The organism is Paractinoplanes polyasparticus, assembly GCF_019710575.1.
Classification (GTDB): Bacteria; Actinomycetota; Actinomycetes; order Mycobacteriales; family Micromonosporaceae; genus Actinoplanes; species Actinoplanes polyasparticus.
In genome coordinates this window covers 55,694-76,117 of the sequence record NZ_JAHWFK010000032.1, presented here as the reverse complement: position 1 = coordinate 76,117, position 20,424 = coordinate 55,694, and the positions used below count along the sequence as shown (strand labels likewise).

Below are 20,424 nucleotides of genomic sequence, written 5' to 3'. Positions count from 1 at the left end.
GTTTCCCCCGGCCCGCGCTTTCGTTGCACTGCGCATGAGACGCCTCGACTGGCTCGATGCTCTTCGGGGCCTGGCCGCGATCACCGTCGTGCTGTTCCACCTCAGCCCGCAGGTGATCGGCGACGACGCGCACCTGGCGGTCATGCGGCAGATCAACCTGGGCAAGTACGCGGTTCTGCTGTTCTTCGTGGTCAGCGGATACGTGATCCCGATGTCGCTGGAGCGCCACGGGTCGCTGCGGCGGTTCTGGATCGGGCGGCTCTGCCGCGTCTACCCGGCCTACCTGGTCACGATCGGCCTGTTCGCGCTGCTCGCCTCGGCCGGGCTGCTGCACTGGCAGGCATCGCTGCGGGCCGAGACCGGCGCCGGCGTGCTCGCGCACCTCACGATGATGCCCGACCTGGTCGGGGTGCGCGGCGTCGTGCGGGTGTTCTGGACGCTCTCCTACGAGATGGTGTTCTACCTCGTGGTGGCAGGGCTGTTCGCGTGGCGGGCGCACCGCCACAGCGCCTGGTACGCGGCTGCGCTGGGCCTCGTCGCGGGGCTGGCCGGGCCGTACCTGCCGGACGCGCTTCTCGGGAACTCCTGGTCCGATCGGCGCCTGCTGGCCGCCGTCCTGGTGCTGCTGGTCGGATTGACCTTGATCTTGCAGTTCCGCGGCTCGGCGGCGGGGGCGATCGGCATCGGGTTCGTGCTGCTGCCCGCCCTCAACGGGCACCCGAGCCCGGCCAGCACGGTCACCTCGTCGGGGCAGGGGCTGCTGCTGCTCGCCGTCATGTTCGCCGGGACGGTCGTCTATCGGTGGCAGCACGGGCAGACCGGGCGGGTCCCGGCCGTCGCGGCGCTCGCCGTCGTCGCATGTGCACTCGTCGCCGATCAGGGCTTCACCACGACGCTCGCCGTCATCGCGACATTCCTTTTGGCGTACGTTTTTCGCAAACGCGCGATGCCGCAGGTGCTCACCGGGCTCGGCCGGATCAGCTACTCGCTGTACCTGCTGCACGTCATGGTGCTGTTCATGATCCCGCGCGTCGTCCCGGATCTCGGGACGCAGGCGCTGCCGATCAGGGCCGCGTCCGGGGTGGCGTACGTGATCGTCATGCTTCTGCTGGCGGCGATCTCCTACCGCATGGTGGAACAGCCGGGCCAGGCGCTCGGACGCCGCCTGATCTCGAAGATCGACCCTGCTCTCTGCGCCCCCACCCAGCGTGCCGCGCCGCGCACCGGGCGGGGCGATAACACGCGTGAGAGCGTCTAGGCTCAATACATGAGCAACAGGGGCAACGTGGCGGGCGGGATGGTCGCATGAGCGTTCGACGAATTATGGGCACCGAGGTCGAGTACGGCATCAGCGTCCCCGGGCAGCCCGGCGCCAACCCGATGGTCACGTCGTCGCAGGTGGTCAACGCCTACGGGGCACGCCCCGAGCTCAACCGCAACGGACGCGCCCGCTGGGACTACGAGGAAGAGTCGCCGCTGCGCGACGCGCGCGGCTTCACCTACTCCGGCGCCGCCTACGACCCGGCCGACGCCCTCGCCGACGAAGACCTCGGCCTGGCCAACGTGATACTGACCAACGGCGCCCGCCTCTACGTCGACCACGCACACCCCGAATACAGCACGCCCGAGTGCACCAACCCGCTCGACATCGTCAAGTGGGACAAGGCCGGCGAGCGCGTGATGGCCGAGGCCTCCCGCCGCGCCGCCACCATCCCGGGCACCCATCGCATCCAGCTCTACAAGAACAACACCGACAACAAGGGCGCCTCGTACGGCTCCCACGAGAACTACCTGATGCGGCGCCAGACCCCGTTCGCCGACATCGTCGCCCACCTCACGCCGTTCTTCGTCACCCGGCAGATCTTCACCGGCGTCGGCCGCGTCGGCCTCGGCCAGGACGGCTCCGGCTCCGGCTTCCAGATGAGCTCCCGCGCCGACTTCTTCGAGGTCGAGGTCGGCCTCGAGACGACGCTCAAGCGGCCGATCATCAACACCCGCGACGAGCCGCACTCCGACGCCGACAAATACCGGCGCCTGCACGTCATCATCGGCGACGCCAACCTGTCCGAGATCGCCACCTACCTCAAGATGGGCACCACCTCGCTGGTGCTCAACATGATCGAGGAGAAGGTGTTCAGCGGCGACCTCGGCATCGCCGACCCGGTCAGCGAGCTCAAAGCGGTCAGCCACGACCCGTCGCTGCAGCACCTGATCCGGCTGCGCGACGGCCGCAAGCTCACGGCGCTCGACCTGCAGTGGGCCTACTACGAGCGGGCCCGCGAGTTCGTCGACCAGCGGGAAGGCGACGACACCGACGAGCAGACGAAGGACGTGCTCGACCGCTGGGAGGACATCCTCGACCGGCTCGGCCGCGACCCGATGGAATGCGCGGACACCCTCGACTGGGTGGCCAAGCTGCGGCTGCTCGAGGGCTACCGCGAGCGCGAGAACCTCGGCTGGTCCTCGCCCAAACTTCAGCTGGTCGACCTGCAGTACGCCGACGTCCGCCCCGAGAAGGGCCTCTACCACCGGCTGGTCGCGCGCGGCTCGATGAAGACGCTGCTCGAGCCGGACGACGTGCAGCGGGCCATGTCCGAGCCGCCGGAGGACACGCGGGCCTACTTCCGCGGCCGGTGCCTGGCCCAGTACGCGTCCGAAGTGGTCGCGGCCAGCTGGGACTCGGTCATCTTCGACGTCGGGCGCGAGTCGCTCGTCCGGGTGCCGATGATGGAGCCCGAGCGCGGGACGAAGAAGCACGTGGGCGCGCTGTTCGACAAGTGCGAGAGCGCGAAGGATCTCCTCGAAGTGATCACCAGTCGCTGAGTGGTTTTGTCACAACCACGAGGTAGGTTTTTCCCAACCCGATGTCACAGGCTTCGGGTGGCTGAGAAGGGGGACACCGATGGCAACTCGGGACACCGGCGGGCAGTCGCAGTCGGGCAAGGGCCGGCAGGACGAGGAAGTCCAGGACGCCACCGTCGAGGCCAACCCAGAGGTAGCGGAACGGCACGCCGAGATCACCGAAGACGTCGACGACCTGCTCGACGAAATTGACTCGGTCCTCGAAGAGAACGCCGAGGAATTCGTCAGGGGCTACGTCCAAAAAGGCGGAGAATAGACCTAGTTGTCCGTTTCTGGGCCGGCTAAGCCCAGAGCGAAAAAGACGCCGCGGTGAGCCGCGGGGATCTTGTGCGGCCGTCAGGTGCTCGTAGGCCTGACGGCCGTCGCTGTCAAGCCCAACACGTCGACCACGATCATCGCCTCGCCCCCGTGCCGCGGGATAAGGTTCGTCAACTGCACCGGCAGCTCTGGGGATGCCGGAGCAATCACGGAACTGAAAGGAACCACGTGGCAAAGGACTTTGATCCATCCGGGCGCATGCCGGATTACTTCACCAACGCGGGGACGTCCTCCTTCACGCAGTTCCTGAACCATGCGTCCCCGGAACTTCTACCGGGCCGGCGGCCGCTGCCGCCGGGGCTTTCCGCCGATATCGCACCCCACGCGACGACGATCGTCGCGATCGCCACCGCTGAGGGTGTCGTGATGGGTGGCGACCGGCGCGCGACGATGGGCAACCTCATTGCCAGCCGGGACATCGAGAAGGTGCATCCGGCCGACTCGTACTCGCTGATCGGCATCGCCGGGACGGCGGGTATCGGCATCGAGCTGATGCGGCTGTTCCAGGTCGAGCTGGAGCACTACGAGAAGATCGAGGGCACGATGCTCTCGACCGACGGCAAGGCGAACCGGCTGGCCGGCATGGTGCGGGGCAACCTGGGCGCGGCGATGCAGGGCCTGGCCGTGGTGCCGCTGTTCGCGGGCTACGACCTGTCGCCGGCCGACCCGGCCAAGGTGGGGCGCATCTTCAGCTTCGACGTGGCGGGCGGGCTCTACGAGGAGACCGGCTACGACGCGATCGGTTCGGGCTCGTTGTTCGCGAAGTCGGCTCTGAAGAAGAAGTACCGGGCGGGTCTGAGCACCGATGACGCGGTGCGGCTGGCGGTCGAGGCGCTCTACGACGCGGCCGACGACGACACCGCGACCGGCGGTCCCGACCTGACCCGCAAGATCTTCCCGGTGGTGATGTCGGCGACGGCGAACGGCACGCACCGTCTGACCGAGGCCGAGATCACCGCGGTGGCCGAGCAGGTCGTGGCCGGGCGCATGGAGAATCCGGGCGGCTGAGTCCGGTTGTTGGTAGCAGCCGAATTCACCAGGGACGAGAGGGAGTAGCCACCCGTGGCCATGCAGTTCTATGCATCACCCGAGCAGGTCCAGCGCGACCGTTCGGAGTACGCCCGTAAGGGCATCGCCCGCGGCCGTTCCGCCGTGGTGCTGACGTATGAGGGCGGCATCCTGCTGGTCGCCGAGAACATCACGACGCTGCGCAAGATCAGCGAGATCTACGACAAGATCGGGTTCGCCGCGGTCGGCCGGTACAACGAGTTCGAGAGCCTGCGCCGGGCCGGCATCCGGATGGCCGATGTGAACGGCTACAGCTACGACCGGCGGGACGTGACCGGGCGGTTCCTGGCCAACGCGTACACCCAGACGCTGGGCGCGATCTTCACGGAGACGCAGAAGCCGTACGAGGTGGAGATCTGCATCGCCCAGGTGGGCTCGTCGCCCGAGACCGACGAGCTCTACCGCATCACGTACGACGGCTCGGTCATGGACGAGCCGGGGTTCATGGCGATGGGCGGCCAGGCCGAGGCGATCTCGAACGTGCTGCGCGAGCGGCACGACGCGACGGCCGAGCTGCCGGCGGCGCTGGCACTCGCGGCGCAGGCGCTGGGCAGTGTGGGCGGCGAGAACGGTCAGACGCGCAAGCTCGACCAGAAGCAGCTCGAGGTCGCGGTGCTCGACCGGCGGCGTAAGGGCCGGGCGTTCCGGCGCATCCAGGGGCCGGCGCTGATCCAGCTGCTCGAGGGCTTGAAGGACGTGCTCGACAAGGACCTGGGCGGGGTGGATGCCGCTCCGCCGCCGCCTCCGGCCGCCGACAAGCCCACGGTGTCGGCTGCCGCCGAGGAGGACGCGGCCGACAAGCCAGAGGCCGAGCCGACCGACCCGGCCGCGCCGGCCGACGGCGTCAACGGCGACGGTTCCTGACGTGGACATGCCCCCGGTGGGTACACCGGGGGCATGACTGACACCGTTCGTACCGTCGCACTCGCTTCTTCCTGCGCTGCTTTCGTGGCCGTGCCGTGCCTGGGGGCGCTTCTCGGCCGGGGTGAGCAGACCCAGCGCTACGACACGGTGATCACTCCGCCCGGCTACGCGTTCGCGGTGTGGGCCCCGATCTTCGCCGGCTGCGCAGCCTCGACGGTGGCCCAGTGCCTGCCCGGCGGCCGACGCGATCCGATGAGCCGCCGGACGGGTTGGCCGCTGGCCGGCGCCTACGCGGCCAACGCGGCGTGGTCGCTGGCCGCGCAGACGGACCGGTTCGGCCTCACGCCGCTGTTGCTGCCGGTCGCTACCGCCTTCACCGCCGCGGCCTACGGCCGTGCGCAGCGCGTCGGCTCGACGTCGGCGCCGGCCACGGTGACGCCCGCGAGCACCGGCTTGCTGCTCGGCTGGACGGCCCTCGCCAGCACGGTCAACTTGGCGGCGGGCGCGGTGGCCGCCGGTGTGAACAAGAGCGATTCCCGCCTGGTCGCGGCCTCGACGGCAGCTGTCCTGCTCGCCTCGGCCGCGGTTGCCGGGGGAGTGGCGCGTTCGCGCCGGGGCGCGCTGCCGCTGGCTCTGGCGTCCGCGTGGGGCCTGGCCACAACCGCGCTGACGCGCAGCCGCCCTGCGGCAGTGCGCTGGGCCGCGGCTGCCGGCTCAGCGGCTATCGCGACCGCAGCCGGCCGCGCTTGAGCGTCGTGGCTGCATGTCGTGGTGCGTCAGATCGGGGGTAGCCGGCTGAGCGGCTATCGCGACCGCAGCCGGCCGCGTTTGAGCGTCGTGGCTGCATGTCGTGGTGCGTCAGATCGGGGGTAACCGGCTCGGCAGCCATCGCGACCGTGGCCGGCCATTAGCCGCGTTGAGTGTCGCAGCTGCGTGTTTTGTGGTGCGTCAGGGCGGGGGTAGCTGGTGCGGCGGTTTCCGGGATTGCGGCCGCCGTTAGCCGCGTTCGAGTGTCGCTGCTGCGTGTTGTGGTGGGTCAGGGCGCGGTAGCTGGTTCAGCAGTCCCGGATTGTGGCCGCTGCGGCAGCCTTGGAGCGTCGCTGCTGCGTGTTGTGGTGCGTCAGGTCGAGGCGGGCCGGCTCAGTGGTTCTCGCGGCCTGTAGCCACCACGGGTGTACATGTTGATTGTGTGTATCAATATGTACACATCGTCAATGTTGATACATGTCGTTGTGCCTGCGGGGTCCTACTGCAGCAGGGGGCGCCACGCGTCGGGGTTGTCCCGGTACCAGCGGACTGTGCTGTTGAGGCCGGAGGTGAACTCGACCCGGGGGCGCCAGCCCAGGTTCTGGCGGATCTTGTCGTCGTCCATGGCTCGGCGGGCGTCGTGGCCGGGAACGTCAGGGACGTACTCGATGGGGGTCGCGGGCGCGTCCAGTTCTTCCCGCAGCAGGGCGGCCAGGTCCTTGTGGGCCAGTTCCACGCTGCCGCCCACGTTGTAGGCCTCGCCGGGGCGGCCGTCGGTCAGGACCAGGGCCACGGCGCGGATCAGGTCGTAGACGTGCAGCCAGTCGCGGGTGTGGGTGCCGTCGCCTCGGAGGGTGGGCGTTCCGCCCGTGAGCAGGGTTGTCAGCAGGCGCGGGAGCAGCTTCTCGGGGTGCTGATGGCTGCCGTACGTGGAACTGGGTCTGACGATCGTGGCCGGGAGGCCGTGGGTGCGGTGGGCGGCCAGGACCAGCAGGTCGGCGGCGGCCTTGGTGGCAGCGCCGGGGGAGGTCGGCGACAGCGGTGCGCGCTCGGACCAGGCGCCGGTCGGGATCGAGCCGTACACCGCATCGGTTGATATGTGTACAAAACGGTCTGCGTCGTGGCGGCGAGCGGCTTCCAGCAGGACCTCAGTGCCCAGGACGTTCGACTTCACGTCGTGCTCGGCGGCGAAGTGGACGATCGCGTCGTGGCGGCGGACTACGACCTCGGCCAGGGCGGCGTCGGCCACGTCGCCGGGGACGAAGTCGAGCCGCTTGTCGTGGGCCACCGCGCCGAGGTTGGCGAAGTTTCCGACGTGCGCCAGCTTGTCGAGGACGGTGACCCGCGCGTCCTCGAGGCCCGGCAGGCCGCCGGCCAGCATCGCCCGCACGAAGTGCGAACCGATGAAGCCGGCGCCGCCGGTGACCAGAACGTTCATCCGTAACGACTCTACCGGCGTCGGGTGACTGCCAATGGATGGCTTATGCGGCTAGTGTTTCGTCATGGAACGGCGAATTTTCGGCCTCGAGACCGAGTACGGCGTCACGTGTACTTACCGGGGGCAGCGGCGGCTGTCTCCCGACGAGGTGGCCCGCTACCTGTTCCGCCGAGTGGTGTCCTGGGGACGCAGCAGCAACGTTTTTCTCCGTAACGGCGCCCGCCTCTACCTCGATGTCGGTTCCCACCCCGAGTACGCGACCCCCGAGTGCGACTCCGTGACCGATCTCGTCGCCCACGACCGGGCCGGCGAGCGGATCCTGGAGGGCCTGCTGGTCGATGCCGAGAAGCGGCTGCACGACGAGGGCATCGCGGGCGAGATCTACCTGTTCAAGAACAACACCGACTCCGCCGGCAACTCGTACGGCTGTCACGAGAACTACCTCGTGTCGCGCCACGGCGAGTTCGGCCGGCTCGCCGACGTCCTCATTCCGTTCCTCGTGACCCGTCAGCTGATCTGCGGCGCCGGCAAGGTGCTGCAGACTCCTCGTGGCGCCGTCTTCTGCCTGTCGCAGCGGGCCGAGCACATCTGGGAGGGCGTCTCCAGCGCGACGACCCGCTCCCGTCCGATCATCAACACGCGTGACGAGCCGCACGCCGACGCCGAGCGCTACCGCCGCCTGCACGTGATCGTCGGCGACTCCAACATGAACGAGGTGACCACGCTGCTCAAGGTGGGCAGCGCCGACATCGTGCTCCGCATGATCGAGGCCGGCGTGGTCATGCGCGACCTGTCGCTCGAGAACCCGATCCGCGCGATCCGCGAGGTCAGCCACGACATCACCGGCCGCCGGAAGATCCGCCTGGCCAACAACAAAGAGGTCAGCGCCCTCGAGATCCAGCAGGAGTACCTGGCCAAGGCGACCGAGTTCGTCGAGCGCCGCGGCGGCGACCCGACGGCCAAGCGGGTCGTCGAGCTGTGGGGCCGGGTGCTCAACGCGATCGAGAGCGGCGACCTCGACCCGGTCTCGCGCGAGATCGACTGGGTGTCGAAGTACAAGCTGATCGAGCGCTACCAGGCCAAGCACCAGATCCCGATGAGCCACCCGCGCATCGCCCAGCTCGACCTGGCCTACCACGACGTGCGCCGGGGCCGCGGCCTCTACGCGCTGATGGAGAAGCGCAAGCAGGTCGACCGCATCTCCAACGACCTCGAGATCTTCGAGGCCAAGGAGACGCCGCCGCAGACCACCCGGGCCCGCCTGCGGGGCGAGTTCATCCGCCACGCGCAGGAGAAGCGCCGCGACTTCACCGTCGACTGGGTGCACCTCAAGCTCAACGACCAGGCGCAGCGCACCGTGCTCTGCAAAGACCCGTTCCGCGCGTACGACGAGCGGGTGGAACGGTTGATCGCCAGCATGTGAGCTCAGGGGCGGGGGCTGCGGCTCCCGCCCCGGCGGTGAACCAGGCGTTAGGCTGGTCGGGTCATGGACGGGCCCGACCAGCAACCGCGTTCCCGGGCCGACCGTAAGCGCGACCGCATCCGCGCCGAGGTCCGCCGCAACCGTGAGGGCGGCCACCGCGTCCCGACGTGGGTGCTGGCCGCGATCCTCGGTGTGATTCTGCTCGGCTGGCTCGTTCTGGTGGTCACCTCGTAGGGCGTCGTCATCTCGCAGGGCACAGCGCGTCGTCGATGAGCGCTGCCACGGACGCCTTGCTGGGCCGGTTGGTGCCCCACGCCACCGACAGCGTCACCGAGTGCTGGGGTCCGGTGGCGAAGACCCACGCCGAGGTCCCGTACGCGTCGCCCATGTGCCCGTAGGCGGGGCCGCACCGCGTGTCGAGGAACTCCAGGCCGAGGCCCCGCGACGACGGCGGCGTCACTGTCTTCATGCGCCGCAGCAGCTCCGGCGGCAGCGTCGTGAGGAAGCGGTTGAGGTCGGACGCCGTCGAGACGGCCTCCCCGGCCGCGCCCATCACCGACGGGTTCATCTCGGTCACGTCGATCACGCCGCCGGCACCGTCCGGCACGTAGTTGCGCACGTGCGGCCCCCGGATCCGGACGTCGGTGCCGGGGAACGTCGACTTCTGCAGATGAAGCCGCCGCGATGCCTCCACGGCGTACGGGCGGCCGGTGACCCGCTCGATGAGCATGCCCAGGATGAGATAGCCGGTGCTCGTGTAGGCATAGCCGTCGCCCGGCGGGAACGTTGCCTCCTCCGCCATCGCGCGGGCGATCAACTCCTCCGGAGTCCACGTCTTCCAGCGCAGCGGCAGGAACGCGCTGGGCGGCCTGAGCGGCAGAGTCCGGGTCACGTCGTAGAGGCCGCTGGTGTGGTCGAGCAGCTGCCGCACCGTCACACCGGGCATCGTCGGCAGCCACCGGTCGACCTTGTCGTCGAGACCGATCTGCCGCTCCGCCACCAGCTGCATCACCACCGTGGCGATCAGCATCTTCGTCACGCTGCCGACCCGGAAACGCCCGCGCGGATCCACCCGCTCGTGCGTCCCGAACCGCGCGCTCCCACTGGTCAACCGGATGATCCGGCCGCCGTCCCGCACCTCGGCCAGCGCGCTGGCCGGCCCCTCGGCGACGATGGCGTCCAGATCCCGTTGCAGTGCGCTCGGGCCCGCCTGCGCTGGTGTGGCCACCGCGATCATGGCCAGGGCCGCGAGCCCGGCTACCAACGGTCGAAGAGACATGCCTGTGCTCCCTCCAGAGGCTGCCTCCTCAGCCTTCTCATCGGCTCCGGGCCCTGCCATCGGGCATCGCCCCCAGCCACCCCCTAGGTGTTCGCTCCGTGGCCGACCCGGCTATCGACAGCGGGGCTGTCCAAAAGCTGTGCTGTCGACAGTGGGGCTGTCCAGAGCTGGGGTTGTCCACAGCGGAGCTGTCCACACTTCGGCTGTCCACAGGCCGGCTCGTAGCCCAGCGCTTCGCGTAGGCCGCTCGTGTCTCGGCCTGCTGGTCTGCGGTGTGGCGGTTGGGGCGCCTCAGGAGGCGTCGCCGTGTGCCGATGGGGGAGGGGCGTCGCGTGTGCCGGTGGATCAGCCGGCGGCGGTCAGGACTTCGGCAATCTGGCGGGCGACCTCGGGACGGGCCAGCAGCTCGGTGAGGCGCTGAAGGTCCGGCGTCGGGGGCGGTGCTGCGGGCGGCGGCGCGGGTGTGGGCCGGGGTTCGTCGAGCTTCACAGCGATCTGGATGGGGGTGCCCAGACGGCGGCTCAGGGCCTCGGTGAGGGTGGCGCGCAGCCGGGACTCGATGACGTCGCGGGTGAAGGCGTCGGGCACGACTAACAGGGCCACGCCCTCGACGATGGCGTTGAGACGGGCCAGCCGCAGGTAGGACCGCTGCTGGGTGGAGGCGATCTGGCCGTCGAGGTCGCCCAGACTGGTCGCCCAGAGGTCGTCGAGCGAGGCGGGGGCGGAGGACTCCCGGCCGGCTGTGGTGAGCCCGGCTGCGGTGAGCCACTGGTCGACGGTAAGCCCGGCCGCTGCGGCCCGGGCGGCGAAGAGGTCGTAATCGGCTGGGTTGATGTCCACCTTCGGCATCGCCCCATCCAAGCCCCCGCCCGGCCCGACACGCGAGTCCCCCGGCAGTCGACACGCCCGTGGCGGAAACTGCTGGCGTAGGTCAGCAGGCTCACCGGTCGACGAAGAGCTTTGGCCCGCCGAGGGAGGCCGGCGACTCGGGGTCGGCGTGGAACTGCGGGCTGCTGACGGACCGAACTCACGTCGAGGAGCCGGGCACGGCAAGCAGGGGCGATCGCCGCGAGCCTGGCCCGGGCCGGGTGAATCGGATCGTCAGTCCGGGAATCGGGTGGCCAGGGCGATGTCGTGGAAGCGGGTGATCGCGGCGATTCGGTCGCCGGCCACCGTCAGGACGCCGATGCCGGCCGGGCCCTCGGGGAAGGCGGCCTTGAACGCGGGCTGAGTGTTGGCGCGCGTGGGTCGGAGCGTCAGGCTCCGGCCGTCGGCGTGCGCCATGCCGGCCCGGAGGAAGCCGGCGACGGCGTCACGCCCGTGATATTCGTGCGGGGCGGGCGGCATGCTGAGCCAGGCGTCGTCGGTGAGCAGAGCGACCACAGCGTCGACGTCGCCGGCCGTGAATGCCTCCGCGAAGCGGCGCGCCACAGCGTCCTCGACGCACCGGGCACGCGACCGGGCGGGGTCGACCACGTCGTTTGCGGTTCGGTGGGCGGCCGCCGTCGCGCAGGGCGTTGAGGCAGCGGTTGGTGGCTATCCGGTAGAGCCACGTGCGGAGCGACGACCGGCCCTCGAAACCGGGCAGGCCGCGCCAGGCGGCGAGCATCGTCTCTTGCAGCAGGTCTTCGGCGTCGGTCAGGGAGCCGAGCATCCGGTAGCAATGCAGCAGCAGTTTTCGCTCGTGCGGCGCCGTCAAGGTGCGGACGGCGTCGCCGTCACCGCGGCGGGCCCGGTCCAGCGTGGCCTTGTCCACCGGGTCCAGGTCGCGGCTGTTCCACGCCGTCCGCGACGGCAGAATCGTCCGCAGCCGCTTCCTCTTCGACCGCGCCCCGTTCGAAGCCGCCCGCCGCCGGGCGGCTTGAACTTCCGGGACTGCTCGAAGCACCGGGCAGGAGTGCCATGTCGTGGTGGGTCAGGACTGCCCGGGCGCCGGGCCGGCCAGCCCGATCAGGTTGCCCTCGGGGTCGGTGAAATGGGCCACCACGAGGTCGGTGCCGGGCGAGCGGACCGGGCCCATCACTCGCCGGCCGCCCAGGCTTTCGGCCTTGGCCAGGGCGGCCGCCACGTCCGGCACGCCCACGTAGAAGACCGTCTTCGGCTGGTAGCCGTCCCCGCCGCCGATGCCGCCGGGGATGGTCTCGCCCTCGGTGAATCCGTAGTTGCCGGCCTCGGAGACGGGCTCGGCCACGGGGCCGCCGGTGGCGAACTGCCAGCCGAAGAGCTCTCCGTAGTAGCCGCGCAGGGCGGCCGGGTCGGTTCCGATGATCTCGAAGTGCACCACTGGCTGGGCCATGCGGTCATTCTGCCGGTCGTGCGCACCCTCGGGCGAGTCGCCGGCCCGGGCGCCGCCGGGCTCGCGCGGACGAATTCGGGACCGGCGGTCAGATCGGGAGCTCGCGCAGAGGGTTGCCGCCGTCGATGAACAGGCGGGCGCCGGGACGGGTGGCTCGGGCCAGGCGCTCCATGACGCGTACGCCCAGGGCGGGGTGGCGGCCGTCGAGCGCCCCGACGCGGACGGCGAAGACCAGGTCGTACGGCTGCTCGCCCGGTTCGAGGACGAAGTCCTCGGCTGCCACGTGCCGGATGCCGAGGCGGCCGGACGCGATCTCCGCGGCTGAGCCCGCGGTGGCCTGGGCGACGGCGGTCGCCGAGCGGTCGATGGCCAGGATGTGGCCCGTGGCGAGGCGGGCGGCGACCAGCCGCGCGGCGACGCCGGGGCCGCAGCCGATCTCGAGGACGCGGAGGTCCGGTTCCAGGGGCAGGGCTTCGACTACGGCGAGCAGGCGGGACGAAGCGGGCACGGCCCCACGGTAGCGGTCAGGGGCGGGTGGCTCGTTCGTGCTGCAGTTCGGCGTCGATGGCGTCGGGGGCGCCGCCGAACTCGTCGGCTACTTCGCCCTCCACCGCGGCGGGGGCGCCGGAAGCCAGGCGCCGGTCGGCCTCGGTCAGCGTGCGGTGGCTGGTGGCCAGCACCAGGACGCCCAGCAGGACGGCTACCGCGCCGGCCACGAAGGGGACGTGGATGTTCCAGCGGTCGACCATCTTGCCGGCCACGAACGGGGCCAGGCCGCCGCCGATGAAGCGGACGAAGCCGTACGTGGCCGAGGCGATCGGGCGTTCCACGGGGGAGACCAGCATGACCGCCTGGGTGGTCAGCGTGTTGTTGATGCCGACCATCGCGCCGGAGAGGACGACACACACGATCAGCGCCCAGCGCACGTCGGTGAACAGTCCGATCAGGAGCAGCAGCACGGCGAAGGCGCCCAGGGCCCCGTACAGCGAAGGCGCTGTTCCGAATCTGGCCTGCAGTCGCGGGGCGCCGGTGATGGAGAAGACGGCTACCAGCAGACCCCAGCCGAAGAAGACGAAGCCGAGCTGGATCGCCGACAGCTCCATCGGGTAGGGCGCGTAGCCGAGCATCGTGAAGAAGCCCCAGTTGTAGAGCAACGCGGTCACGCACATCGTCAGCAGCGAGCGGTGCCGCAGGGCCAGCAACGGCTCGGCCAGGCTGATCCGGCGCGGCGGCGGGGGAGTCCGGTCGAGCAGCGTCACCGTGGCGATGAGCGCGATCGCCATCAGGGCGGCGACGCCGAAGAACGGGCCGCGCCAGCTGATGTCGCCGAGCAGGCCGCCGATCAGGGGGCCGGCGGCGATGCCGAGGCCCAGCGCCGCCTCGTAGAGGACGATCGCGCCGGCGAAGCCGCCCGTGGCCGAGGCGACGATGACCGCCAGCGAGGTGGCGATGAACAGGGCGTTGCCCAGGCCCCAGCCGGCCCGGAAGCCGACGATGCCGCCGATCGAGCCGGACAGGCCGGCCAGCGCCGAGAACACGACGATGACGGCCAGGCCGGTGATCAGGGTGCGCTTGGGGCCGATCCGGCTGGAGACCCAGTTGACGCCGAGCATGGCGATCGCGGTGACGACCAGGTAGCTGGTGAACAGCAGGCTGACCTGGCTCGGGCTCGCGTGCAGCTGCGAGGACAAGGCGGGCAGGATCGGGTCGACCAGGCCGATGCCCATGAAGCTGACGACGCAGGCGAACGCTACCGCGTACACGGCCTTGGGTTGGTGGCGGAGAGAAGCAGGCACGCCAGGATCATAAGTGCCTTATGCATCCTGACGCAAAGCGGTGAGACGTACGAGACTGGCCGGATGGACATCATCGATCCGGCTGTCAGCGACTACCTGCTCGAGCACTGCACCCCGGCCGACGACGTGCTGCGGGACCTCGCGGCCGAGACCCGCGACGCGTTCCCCGACGCCGCCGGCATGCAGATCTCGCACGACGAGGGTGAGCTGCTCACCATGCTGGTGCGGCTCACCGGCGCTCGGCTCGCGGTCGAGGTGGGCGTGTTCACCGGCTATTCGTCGATCTGCGTCGCGCGCGGGCTGCCCAAGGACGGACGCCTGATCGCGTGCGACGTCTCCGAGGAGTTCACCGACGTCGCCCGGCGGTACTGGGCACGGGCGGGGGTCGACGACCTGATCGAGCTGAACCTGGGTCCGGCCCTGGAGGCCCTGCGGGCGCTGGACCGCGACCCGGTGGTCGACTTCGCGTTCGTCGACGCCGACAAGATCAGCTACCCGAAGTACTACGACGAGCTCGTGCCGCGGCTGCGCCCGGGCGGCCTCATGGTGATCGACAACGTGCTGCGTGCCGGGCGGGTCCTGCATCCCGAGCACGAGTGGGACGTGGCCGTCAGCGACCTCAACGACCGGATCGTGACGGACGACCGGGTCGAGTCGGTCATGCTTCCCGTACGGGACGGGGTGACGCTGGTCCGCAAGCGGTAGCAACCGGATCGCACCCGCGAACGTCCCGGCTTCTCCCCGGCCGGGGTTGTGCTGGACGGATGCCGATCGTCTTCGCGGTGACCGTGGCTCTGGCCATTGCCGTCTACCAGTTCCTGCCCGACGATCCGTGGCTGGTGGGCGGCTGGCAGATGGCCATCGGCTACGCCGGGGTGGCGGCGGTGCTGGCCGGCGCGCGCCGCCTGCCCCGGCGCGACCGGTTGCCCTGGTGGCTGTTCGCGGCCGGCCTGGGCGCGAACGTCACCGGCATCGGCGTCTCGGTCGTCTGCACCGAGCTCTGGCAGCTGGTCGACCTGCCGACGCCGTCCGACCCGCTGTTCCTGTTGCTCTACCCGTTCTGCGCGGCCGGCATCGCCGTGCTGATCCGCCGCCGCGAGACCGGCCGCGACTGGACCGCGATGATCGACGCGACCACGGTCACCACCGGCTTCGGCCTGCTGGCCTGGGTCTACGTGATTGCGCCGTCGGCCCAGGGCGGCAAGATCACGATGCTGGGCGAGGCGACGCAGTCCGCGTATCCGATCGGCGACCTCGTCATGATCGCGATGATGACCCGGCTGCTGCGCGGCGGCGGCACCCGCGGCGCGCCGTTCTGGCTGCTCACCGCGTCGCTGGGGGCCTTCCTGGTCGGCGACACGGCCTGGGTGGTCGTGGGCAACCTGATCGACCAGGGTTACCCCGTCGAGGACATCGTCTGGGTCAACCGGGCCCTCTCGTCGATCTTCCTCGTCGCGTTCTCGCTGTTCGGCGTGGCGGCGCTGCATCGCGACGCGCGGACGCTGGGCGCGCCCGCCGGCCCGGCGGTGGCACGGCTGGGTCGCGTCCACCTGGCCTTGCTGACCCTGGCCTCGCTGGTGGCGCCGGCCCTGCTCGCGGTGCAGCTGGCCCACGGCGCCGTGACCGACGGGATGGCCATCGTGGTCGCCTCGTTCGCACTCTTCCTGCTGGTCGTCACGCGGATGGCGCAGCTCGTGCGGCAGGTCGAGCGGCAGGCCCAGCAGGTGCGCGAGCTGGCCCGGCGCGACGAGCTGACCGGGCTGCCCAACCGGCGGGCCTGGAACGACGAGCTGCCCCGGGCCCTCGAGATCGCGCGCCGCGACGGGCGTCCGGTCAGCGTCGCCGTGCTCGACCTCGACCTGTTCAAGCAGTTCAACGACGCCTACGGCCACCCGGCGGGGGATCGGCTGCTCAAGGCCTCGGCCACGGCCTGGCACGGCGAGCTCCGTACGGTGGACACCCTGGCCCGCTACGGCGGCGAGGAGTTCGTGGTGCTGCTGCCCGGCGCGTCCGGGGAGGAGGCGCGTGACGTCCTGCGGCGGGCGCTGGCGGCCACCCCGCTGGGTCAGACGTTCTCGGCCGGCATCGCGGTCTGGGACGAGGCGGAGACGTCGGACCAGCTCATCGAGCGGGCCGACGCTGCGCTCTACCAGGCCAAGAACGCCGGCCGCAATCAGATCAGGGCGGCAGCGAACCGGCCCGCGGCGGCCGCGGCAAGGAAGTAGGCGTAGTCCTGGTCGAGCTTGCGGCCCATCGTCGACAGCGGCGCCGGGCTCGCGCGCAGCGCCTCGTCGAGACCGTCGACCGGCACGCGCGGCAGGCGGTGCCTCGCCGCCAGCGGCGCGAGCGCCGCGTCGATCTCGACGGCCAGGTGGGGGTCGAGGCCTTCGGGCACGGGCAGGTCGGCGGGGAGCAGGGCCACTTTTCCGTACGCGGTGAGGCTGTGATGCGACACGCCGCGATGCCGGGGCCGTCCGTCGCCCGTCGAGATCCGCAACGAGCCGACCGGCCGCCCGCCCAGGGTGCCCGTGGCATTGACCGCCTCGCCCAGCGCCACCCCGGAGAACCCCCAGGTCGTGCCCGTGCCGAGGTTGCCCGGCCCCTGCGTGACGACCGTGACGTCGGCGCGCAGCACGTGCCGCGCCGCCAGCAGGCCGGTGTGCACGGTGCTCGCCTCGAGGTCGCCGCCGAACGCCTGCCCGGTGGTCACCGTGCCCACCAGGTGGTCGCGCAGCCCGTCCAGGGTGCGTGAGAACCACGCCGGCAGCGCCCCGCCGTCGGTCATGACGTACGCGATCCGGGCCCGCGGCCGGTCGAAGCGGACGGCGGCGACGATGGCCGGCAGTGCCGAGTGCAGGTCGGCCAGGACCACCGGCATGCCGTCGAGCGAAGTGGCCGCGGCCATCACCTCGCGGTGCGGCGAGGCCTCCTCGTCGACGCCGAGCCCGATCGCCTGCAGCGGCGTGTAGCGGGCCTTGACGAGGTGGCCCGAGTCGCGGTTGGCGCCGTCGTCGGGCGGATCGGCCGGCAGCCGGTCGGGCAGCGCCACCACCAGCGCGTAGCCCCCGGTGCCGAGGCCCATGACCAGCGCCCCGACGTTGAGCAGCACGCGGTCGCCCGGCTCGGGCTCGCCGGTGAGCGCGGGGTAGGCGAGCGCCTTCAGGGGCCCGTCGCCGGTCGCGACGTCGAGCTCGACCGCGCCGTGCCACCGGCGCCGGATCGCCTGGACTGTTCCGGACCGCCACCGCACCATGGCCGGAACCCTATTCGACGCCGCCGTCGACGTGGTTGCGGCCCGCCGTGCCGCGCGTCGGGTCGAGGAAGACGTACCGGATGCCTGGGTAGCGGGCCCGCAGGCGGCGCTCGGCCTCGTCGCTGGCCGCCTCGATCTCGCCCCCGCGGACGTCGTCCCGGAAGTCGACCTTGGCCGCGACCAGGATGTCGCCCGGGCCGAGCTGCATGGTCAGCAGCGTCGGCACGGCCACCACGATGGGGATCGAGGCGAGGTCGGCGGCGATCTGGTTGTGCACCCGGCGCGGCACCGCCCGGCCCACGAGCAGCGAGGCGTTGCTCTGAGCGAGGACCGCGGCCACTCCGAAGAGCAGCAGGCCGATCGCGATCGAGGCGATGCCGTCCCACATGCCGTTGCCGGTGAGCTCGGTCAGCACCAGGCCGGCGCCCGCCAGGATCAGGCCGATCAGGGCGGCCGAGTCCTCGAAGTAGACGGCCTTGACGGTGGTGTCCGGGGTCAGCCGCAGGAAGCGCGACCGGGTGACGCCCCAGCGCCGCGACGCGCCCGTGACCTGGCGCCGGGCGCGCAGGAACGAGGTGCCCTCGGCGACGAACGAGACGGCCAGCACGAGGTACGACCAACCGAAGTCGCCGGTCTCCTCCCCGCGCACGATCGTCTCGATGCCGTGGTAGATCGAGAAGCCGGCGCCACCGACGAAGGTGAACACCGCGGCGATGAACGCCCAGACGAAGCTCTCCTTGCCGTACCCGAACGGGTGTTCCTCGTCGGCCGGGGTGGCGCCGCGCCGCAGGGCGACGAAGAGGAACACCTCGGTGATGGTGTCGGCGAGGGAGTGCGCCGACTCGGACACCATGGCCGCCGAGCCGGAGACCATGCCGGCGACCAGCTTGGCGACGGCGATGGCCAGGTTGGCCAGGCCGGCCACGATGACCGTGCCCACACTCTCGTTCTCCGGTGCTTCGGACTCATCGGACGAATCGCCCATCGGGAGGGGTCCGGCGGCGGCCAGACCGACCGGGAGCTGCTCTTCCGGGGTTTCAGCGGTGCTCACCCGGGCCTACCTTTCCGCTGCGCTCCCGCGGGAAACCGCCCGGGCGTAGCGCGTACGTCACGTCGGCGTCCACCCTGCTAGCGTTGCCAATCGTGTCGCGCACCCGCACCGAGCGCCTGGTGAACCTGGTGATCTGCCTTCTGTCGACGCGTCGGTTCCTGACCGCCGCGCAGATCGCCGCGACGGTGCCCGGCTACGAGCACGACCCGGAGGACCCGCGCGACCACGAAGCCTTCCAGCGCAAGTTCGAGCGCGACAAGGCCGAGCTGCGCGACCTGGGCGTTCCGCTCGAGACGGGTACGGCGAGCGTCTTCGATCAGGAACCGGGCTACCGCATCGCACACCGCGAGTACGCGCTGCCGGCCATCCGGCTCGAGCCCGACGAGGCTGCCGCGGTGGGCATCGCGGCCCGGCTCTGGCAGCACGCCGGCCTGGCCGCGGCCGCGTCGTCCGGCCTGGCCAAGCTGCGCGCGGCCGGGGTCGAGGTCGATCCCCAGGCCACCCTCGGGGTCGAGCCGGTGGTCACCGTCGACCCGGCGTTCGGGCCGCTCACCAGCGCCGCCCGCGACCGCCGGGCGGTCAGCTTCAGCTACCGGGTGCCCGAGGTCGACGACCCGGCCACCCGCCGGCTCGAGCCGTGGGGCGTGGTCTGCTGGCAGGGCCGGTGGTACGTGGTGGGTCACGACCGCGACCGGGACGCGACCCGGTGCTTCCGGCTGTCGCGCATCGTCGGCGCGGTCAAGGCGCTGGGCCGGCCGGGCGCGTTCAACCCGCCCGAGAACGAAGACCTGATCAGCCACGTCGCCAAGTGGTCGGGGCCGGTGCCGCACAACGGCCGGGCCACCGTCACCGTGCGGCCGGGCCGGGCGGCCGGGCTGCGGCGCTGGGCCACCGACGCGCGGCCGGGCCCGGACGGGGACACGCTGACGATCCCGTACTCGGACGCCGAGCGGCTGGCCGCGACGATCGTCGGCTACGGGCCGGACGTGCGGGCCGAGGGGCCGCCGGAGGTCCGGGAGGCCGTGATCCAGCTGCTCAAGGAGGTCGTGGCGCGACACGAGGTGGCGGCATGACGGGCCCGCGGCAGAGCGCCGACCGGCTCGGACGGCTGCTCCTGCTCGTCCCGTACCTGCTGGCCCGGCCCGGCATCCTGGTGGCCGAGGCGGCCGCCGACCTGGGCGTCAGCGAGCGCCAGCTCCGGGAGGACCTGGAACTGCTGTGGGTGTGCGGCCTGCCCGGCTACGGCCCGGGCGACCTGATCGACATGGCGCTCGACGGCGACCGGGTCACGATCAGTCACGACGCCGGCATCGACCGGCCGCTGCGCCTCACCCAGGACGAGGCGCTGGCCCTGGTGGTGGCCCTGCGGATGCTGGCCGAGACGCCGGGCACCGGCCACCGCGACGTCATCGAACGCGCCCTCGCCAAGATCGAGAACGCGGCCGGCGACCTGGCCGGCGCGCCGGTGGCGGTCAGGCTGCCGGCCAACAGCAAGCGCGTCGACAACGTGCGGACGGCGGTCGAGAGCGGGCACGCGCTGCGGATGACCTATTACACGGCCGCCCGCGACGAGACGACCGAGCGCGTCGTCGACCCGATGCGGGTGCTCATGGTGGGCGGCAAGGCCTACCTGGAGGCGTGGTGCCGGCGGGCCGAGGCGACCCGGCTGTTCCGGATCGACCGCATCGACGACTTCGCCGAGCTCGACGAGCCGTCCCGCCCGCCGGCCGACGCGGTGCCGCACGACGTCAGCGACGGGGTCTTCCGCCCCACCCCGGACCTGCAGCTGGTCACCCTGCGGGTGGGCCGCGGCAGCCGCTGGATCACCGAGTACTACCCGGTGGAGGAGGTGCGCCGGTCCGGCGACGAGTGGGTGGTGACCATGCGGGTCACCGACCTGGGCTGGGCGCAGCGGCTGCTGCTGGGGCTCGGGCCCGACGTCACCGTGCTCGGCCCGCCGGAGCTGCTGGACCGGATCCGCGAACAGGCCACGGCGGCGCTCGACCAGTACAGCACCCCCGGCCGGTAG

General features: G+C 71.1%; 20 protein-coding genes and 2 pseudogenes. 12 read left to right on the top strand and 10 right to left on the bottom strand.

The window, feature by feature from the left end:
* Window positions 1-34: 34 nt before the first annotated feature.
* The 6 genes from KXC43_RS29130 to KXC43_RS29105 all read left to right on the top strand — a co-directional run bounded on the left by KXC43_RS29130 (window position 35) and on the right by KXC43_RS29105 (window position 5,862).
* Entirely contained in the window at window positions 35-1,258 is a 1,224-nt protein-coding gene (locus tag KXC43_RS29130) for an acyltransferase family protein (RefSeq protein ID WP_221379371.1), read from the top strand.
* A gap of 47 nt (window positions 1,259-1,305) precedes the next feature.
* Window positions 1,306-2,823 carry a depupylase/deamidase Dop gene (dop, locus tag KXC43_RS29125; RefSeq protein WP_369076961.1) on the top strand — a complete coding sequence of 506 codons (1,518 nt, stop codon included), beginning with the start codon at window positions 1,306-1,308 and terminating at the stop codon, window positions 2,821-2,823.
* A 79-nt stretch (window positions 2,824-2,902) separates the two neighbouring features.
* Window positions 2,903-3,118 (top strand): ubiquitin-like protein Pup, encoded by a 216-nt coding sequence (locus KXC43_RS29120; RefSeq protein WP_221379370.1) that lies wholly within the window; start codon window positions 2,903-2,905, stop codon window positions 3,116-3,118.
* Between the two features lie 230 nt (window positions 3,119-3,348).
* Window positions 3,349-4,188: a proteasome subunit beta gene (gene prcB / locus KXC43_RS29115; RefSeq protein ID WP_221379369.1), complete on the top strand. Its 840-nt coding sequence runs from the start codon at window positions 3,349-3,351 to the stop codon at window positions 4,186-4,188.
* A gap of 54 nt (window positions 4,189-4,242) precedes the next feature.
* The gene (gene prcA, locus KXC43_RS29110) at window positions 4,243-5,112 is read left to right on the top strand and encodes a proteasome subunit alpha (RefSeq protein ID WP_221379368.1); all 870 of its coding nucleotides are present in this window, start codon (window positions 4,243-4,245) and stop codon (window positions 5,110-5,112) included.
* Between the two features lie 33 nt (window positions 5,113-5,145).
* Entirely contained in the window at window positions 5,146-5,862 is a 717-nt protein-coding gene (locus KXC43_RS29105; RefSeq protein ID WP_221379367.1) for a TspO-related membrane protein, read from the top strand.
* Window positions 5,863-6,358: 496 nt separating this feature from the next.
* On the opposite strand, the gene KXC43_RS29100 is transcribed toward KXC43_RS29105, so the two are convergent.
* Window positions 6,359-7,297 carry a dTDP-glucose 4,6-dehydratase gene (locus tag KXC43_RS29100; RefSeq protein WP_221379366.1) on the bottom strand — a complete coding sequence of 313 codons (939 nt, stop codon included), beginning with the start codon at window positions 7,295-7,297 and terminating at the stop codon, window positions 6,359-6,361.
* A gap of 64 nt (window positions 7,298-7,361) precedes the next feature.
* Here KXC43_RS29100 and pafA point away from each other — a divergent pair, with 64 nt between their 5' ends.
* Both pafA and KXC43_RS29090 read left to right on the top strand, forming a co-directional pair.
* Entirely contained in the window at window positions 7,362-8,720 is a 1,359-nt protein-coding gene (gene pafA / locus KXC43_RS29095; RefSeq protein WP_221379365.1) for a Pup--protein ligase, read from the top strand.
* Window positions 8,721-8,783: 63 nt separating this feature from the next.
* A complete protein-coding gene (locus KXC43_RS29090; protein WP_221379364.1) occupies window positions 8,784-8,954 on the top strand; it encodes a hypothetical protein in 171 nt (56 codons plus the stop codon).
* Between the two features lie 7 nt (window positions 8,955-8,961).
* On the opposite strand, the gene KXC43_RS29085 is transcribed toward KXC43_RS29090, so the two are convergent.
* The 7 genes and pseudogenes from KXC43_RS29085 to KXC43_RS52840 all read right to left on the bottom strand — a co-directional run bounded on the left by KXC43_RS29085 (window position 8,962) and on the right by KXC43_RS52840 (window position 14,091).
* On the bottom strand, window positions 8,962-9,999 hold the full coding sequence (locus tag KXC43_RS29085; protein ID WP_221379363.1) for a serine hydrolase domain-containing protein: 1,038 nt from the start codon (window positions 9,997-9,999) through the stop codon (window positions 8,962-8,964).
* Between the two features lie 432 nt (window positions 10,000-10,431).
* A pseudogene (locus tag KXC43_RS29080) lies at window positions 10,432-10,686 on the bottom strand (chromosomal replication initiator protein DnaA); the annotation flags it as partial.
* Window positions 10,687-11,100: 414 nt separating this feature from the next.
* Entirely contained in the window at window positions 11,101-11,475 is a 375-nt protein-coding gene (locus KXC43_RS29075) for a nuclear transport factor 2 family protein (protein WP_308129304.1), read from the bottom strand.
* Between the two features lie 67 nt (window positions 11,476-11,542).
* Window positions 11,543-11,653, bottom strand: a pseudogene (locus tag KXC43_RS52845) (sigma factor); the annotation flags it as partial.
* 261 nt (window positions 11,654-11,914) lie between these two features.
* Window positions 11,915-12,295 carry a VOC family protein gene (locus KXC43_RS29065; protein ID WP_221379361.1) on the bottom strand — a complete coding sequence of 127 codons (381 nt, stop codon included), beginning with the start codon at window positions 12,293-12,295 and terminating at the stop codon, window positions 11,915-11,917.
* A gap of 88 nt (window positions 12,296-12,383) precedes the next feature.
* Window positions 12,384-12,803, bottom strand: coding sequence for an SAM-dependent methyltransferase (locus KXC43_RS29060; protein ID WP_221379360.1), 420 nt, complete (start codon window positions 12,801-12,803; stop codon window positions 12,384-12,386).
* 16 nt (window positions 12,804-12,819) lie between these two features.
* Entirely contained in the window at window positions 12,820-14,091 is a 1,272-nt protein-coding gene (locus tag KXC43_RS52840; RefSeq protein ID WP_308129303.1) for an MFS transporter, read from the bottom strand.
* Between the two features lie 63 nt (window positions 14,092-14,154).
* On the opposite strand from KXC43_RS52840, the gene KXC43_RS29050 reads away from it, so the two are divergent.
* Both KXC43_RS29050 and KXC43_RS29045 read left to right on the top strand, forming a co-directional pair.
* Window positions 14,155-14,796 (top strand): O-methyltransferase, encoded by a 642-nt coding sequence (locus KXC43_RS29050; RefSeq protein ID WP_221379359.1) that lies wholly within the window; start codon window positions 14,155-14,157, stop codon window positions 14,794-14,796.
* Window positions 14,797-14,855: 59 nt separating this feature from the next.
* Window positions 14,856-16,316 (top strand): GGDEF domain-containing protein, encoded by a 1,461-nt coding sequence (locus tag KXC43_RS29045; protein ID WP_255645019.1) that lies wholly within the window; start codon window positions 14,856-14,858, stop codon window positions 16,314-16,316.
* Here the strand turns inward: KXC43_RS29045 and KXC43_RS29040 are convergent.
* Together KXC43_RS29040 and KXC43_RS29035 are read right to left on the bottom strand one after the other, a co-directional pair.
* Window positions 16,265-17,344, bottom strand: coding sequence for a DUF3866 family protein (locus KXC43_RS29040; protein WP_221379358.1), 1,080 nt, complete (start codon window positions 17,342-17,344; stop codon window positions 16,265-16,267). The genes KXC43_RS29045 and KXC43_RS29040 overlap by 52 nt on opposite strands.
* A 10-nt stretch (window positions 17,345-17,354) precedes the next feature.
* Complete coding sequence (locus KXC43_RS29035; protein WP_221379493.1) at window positions 17,355-18,329, bottom strand: cation diffusion facilitator family transporter; 975 nt, start codon at window positions 18,327-18,329, stop codon at window positions 17,355-17,357.
* A gap of 158 nt (window positions 18,330-18,487) precedes the next feature.
* On the opposite strand from KXC43_RS29035, the gene KXC43_RS29030 reads away from it, so the two are divergent.
* Window positions 18,488-19,468 (top strand): helix-turn-helix transcriptional regulator, encoded by a 981-nt coding sequence (locus KXC43_RS29030; RefSeq protein ID WP_221379357.1) that lies wholly within the window; start codon window positions 18,488-18,490, stop codon window positions 19,466-19,468.
* A complete protein-coding gene (locus tag KXC43_RS29025) occupies window positions 19,465-20,424 on the top strand; it encodes a helix-turn-helix transcriptional regulator (protein ID WP_221379356.1) in 960 nt (319 codons plus the stop codon). Before KXC43_RS29030 ends, KXC43_RS29025 begins: the two co-directional genes overlap by 4 nt.

Excerpts from the sequence above, each read along its gene's own strand:
- KXC43_RS29130 (WP_221379371.1), top strand. The coding sequence starts at position 35 with ATGAGACGCCTCGACTGGCTCGATGCTCTTCGGGGCCTGGCCGCGATC.
- dop (WP_369076961.1), top strand. The coding sequence starts at position 1,306 with ATGAGCGTTCGACGAATTATGGGCACCGAGGTCGAGTACGGCATCAGC.
- KXC43_RS29120 (WP_221379370.1), top strand. The coding sequence starts at position 2,903 with ATGGCAACTCGGGACACCGGCGGGCAGTCGCAGTCGGGCAAGGGCCGG.
- KXC43_RS29105 (WP_221379367.1), top strand. The coding sequence starts at position 5,146 with ATGACTGACACCGTTCGTACCGTCGCACTCGCTTCTTCCTGCGCTGCT.
- KXC43_RS29100 (WP_221379366.1), bottom strand. The coding sequence starts at position 7,297 with ATGAACGTTCTGGTCACCGGCGGCGCCGGCTTCATCGGTTCGCACTTC.
- pafA (WP_221379365.1), top strand. The coding sequence starts at position 7,362 with ATGGAACGGCGAATTTTCGGCCTCGAGACCGAGTACGGCGTCACGTGT.
- KXC43_RS29090 (WP_221379364.1), top strand. The coding sequence starts at position 8,784 with ATGGACGGGCCCGACCAGCAACCGCGTTCCCGGGCCGACCGTAAGCGC.
- KXC43_RS29085 (WP_221379363.1), bottom strand. The coding sequence starts at position 9,999 with ATGTCTCTTCGACCGTTGGTAGCCGGGCTCGCGGCCCTGGCCATGATC.
- KXC43_RS29065 (WP_221379361.1), bottom strand. The coding sequence starts at position 12,295 with ATGGCCCAGCCAGTGGTGCACTTCGAGATCATCGGAACCGACCCGGCC.
- KXC43_RS29050 (WP_221379359.1), top strand. The coding sequence starts at position 14,155 with ATGGACATCATCGATCCGGCTGTCAGCGACTACCTGCTCGAGCACTGC.
- KXC43_RS29045 (WP_255645019.1), top strand. The coding sequence starts at position 14,856 with ATGCCGATCGTCTTCGCGGTGACCGTGGCTCTGGCCATTGCCGTCTAC.
- KXC43_RS29040 (WP_221379358.1), bottom strand. The coding sequence starts at position 17,344 with ATGGTGCGGTGGCGGTCCGGAACAGTCCAGGCGATCCGGCGCCGGTGG.
- KXC43_RS29035 (WP_221379493.1), bottom strand. The coding sequence starts at position 18,329 with ATGGGCGATTCGTCCGATGAGTCCGAAGCACCGGAGAACGAGAGTGTG.
- KXC43_RS29025 (WP_221379356.1), top strand. The coding sequence starts at position 19,465 with ATGACGGGCCCGCGGCAGAGCGCCGACCGGCTCGGACGGCTGCTCCTG.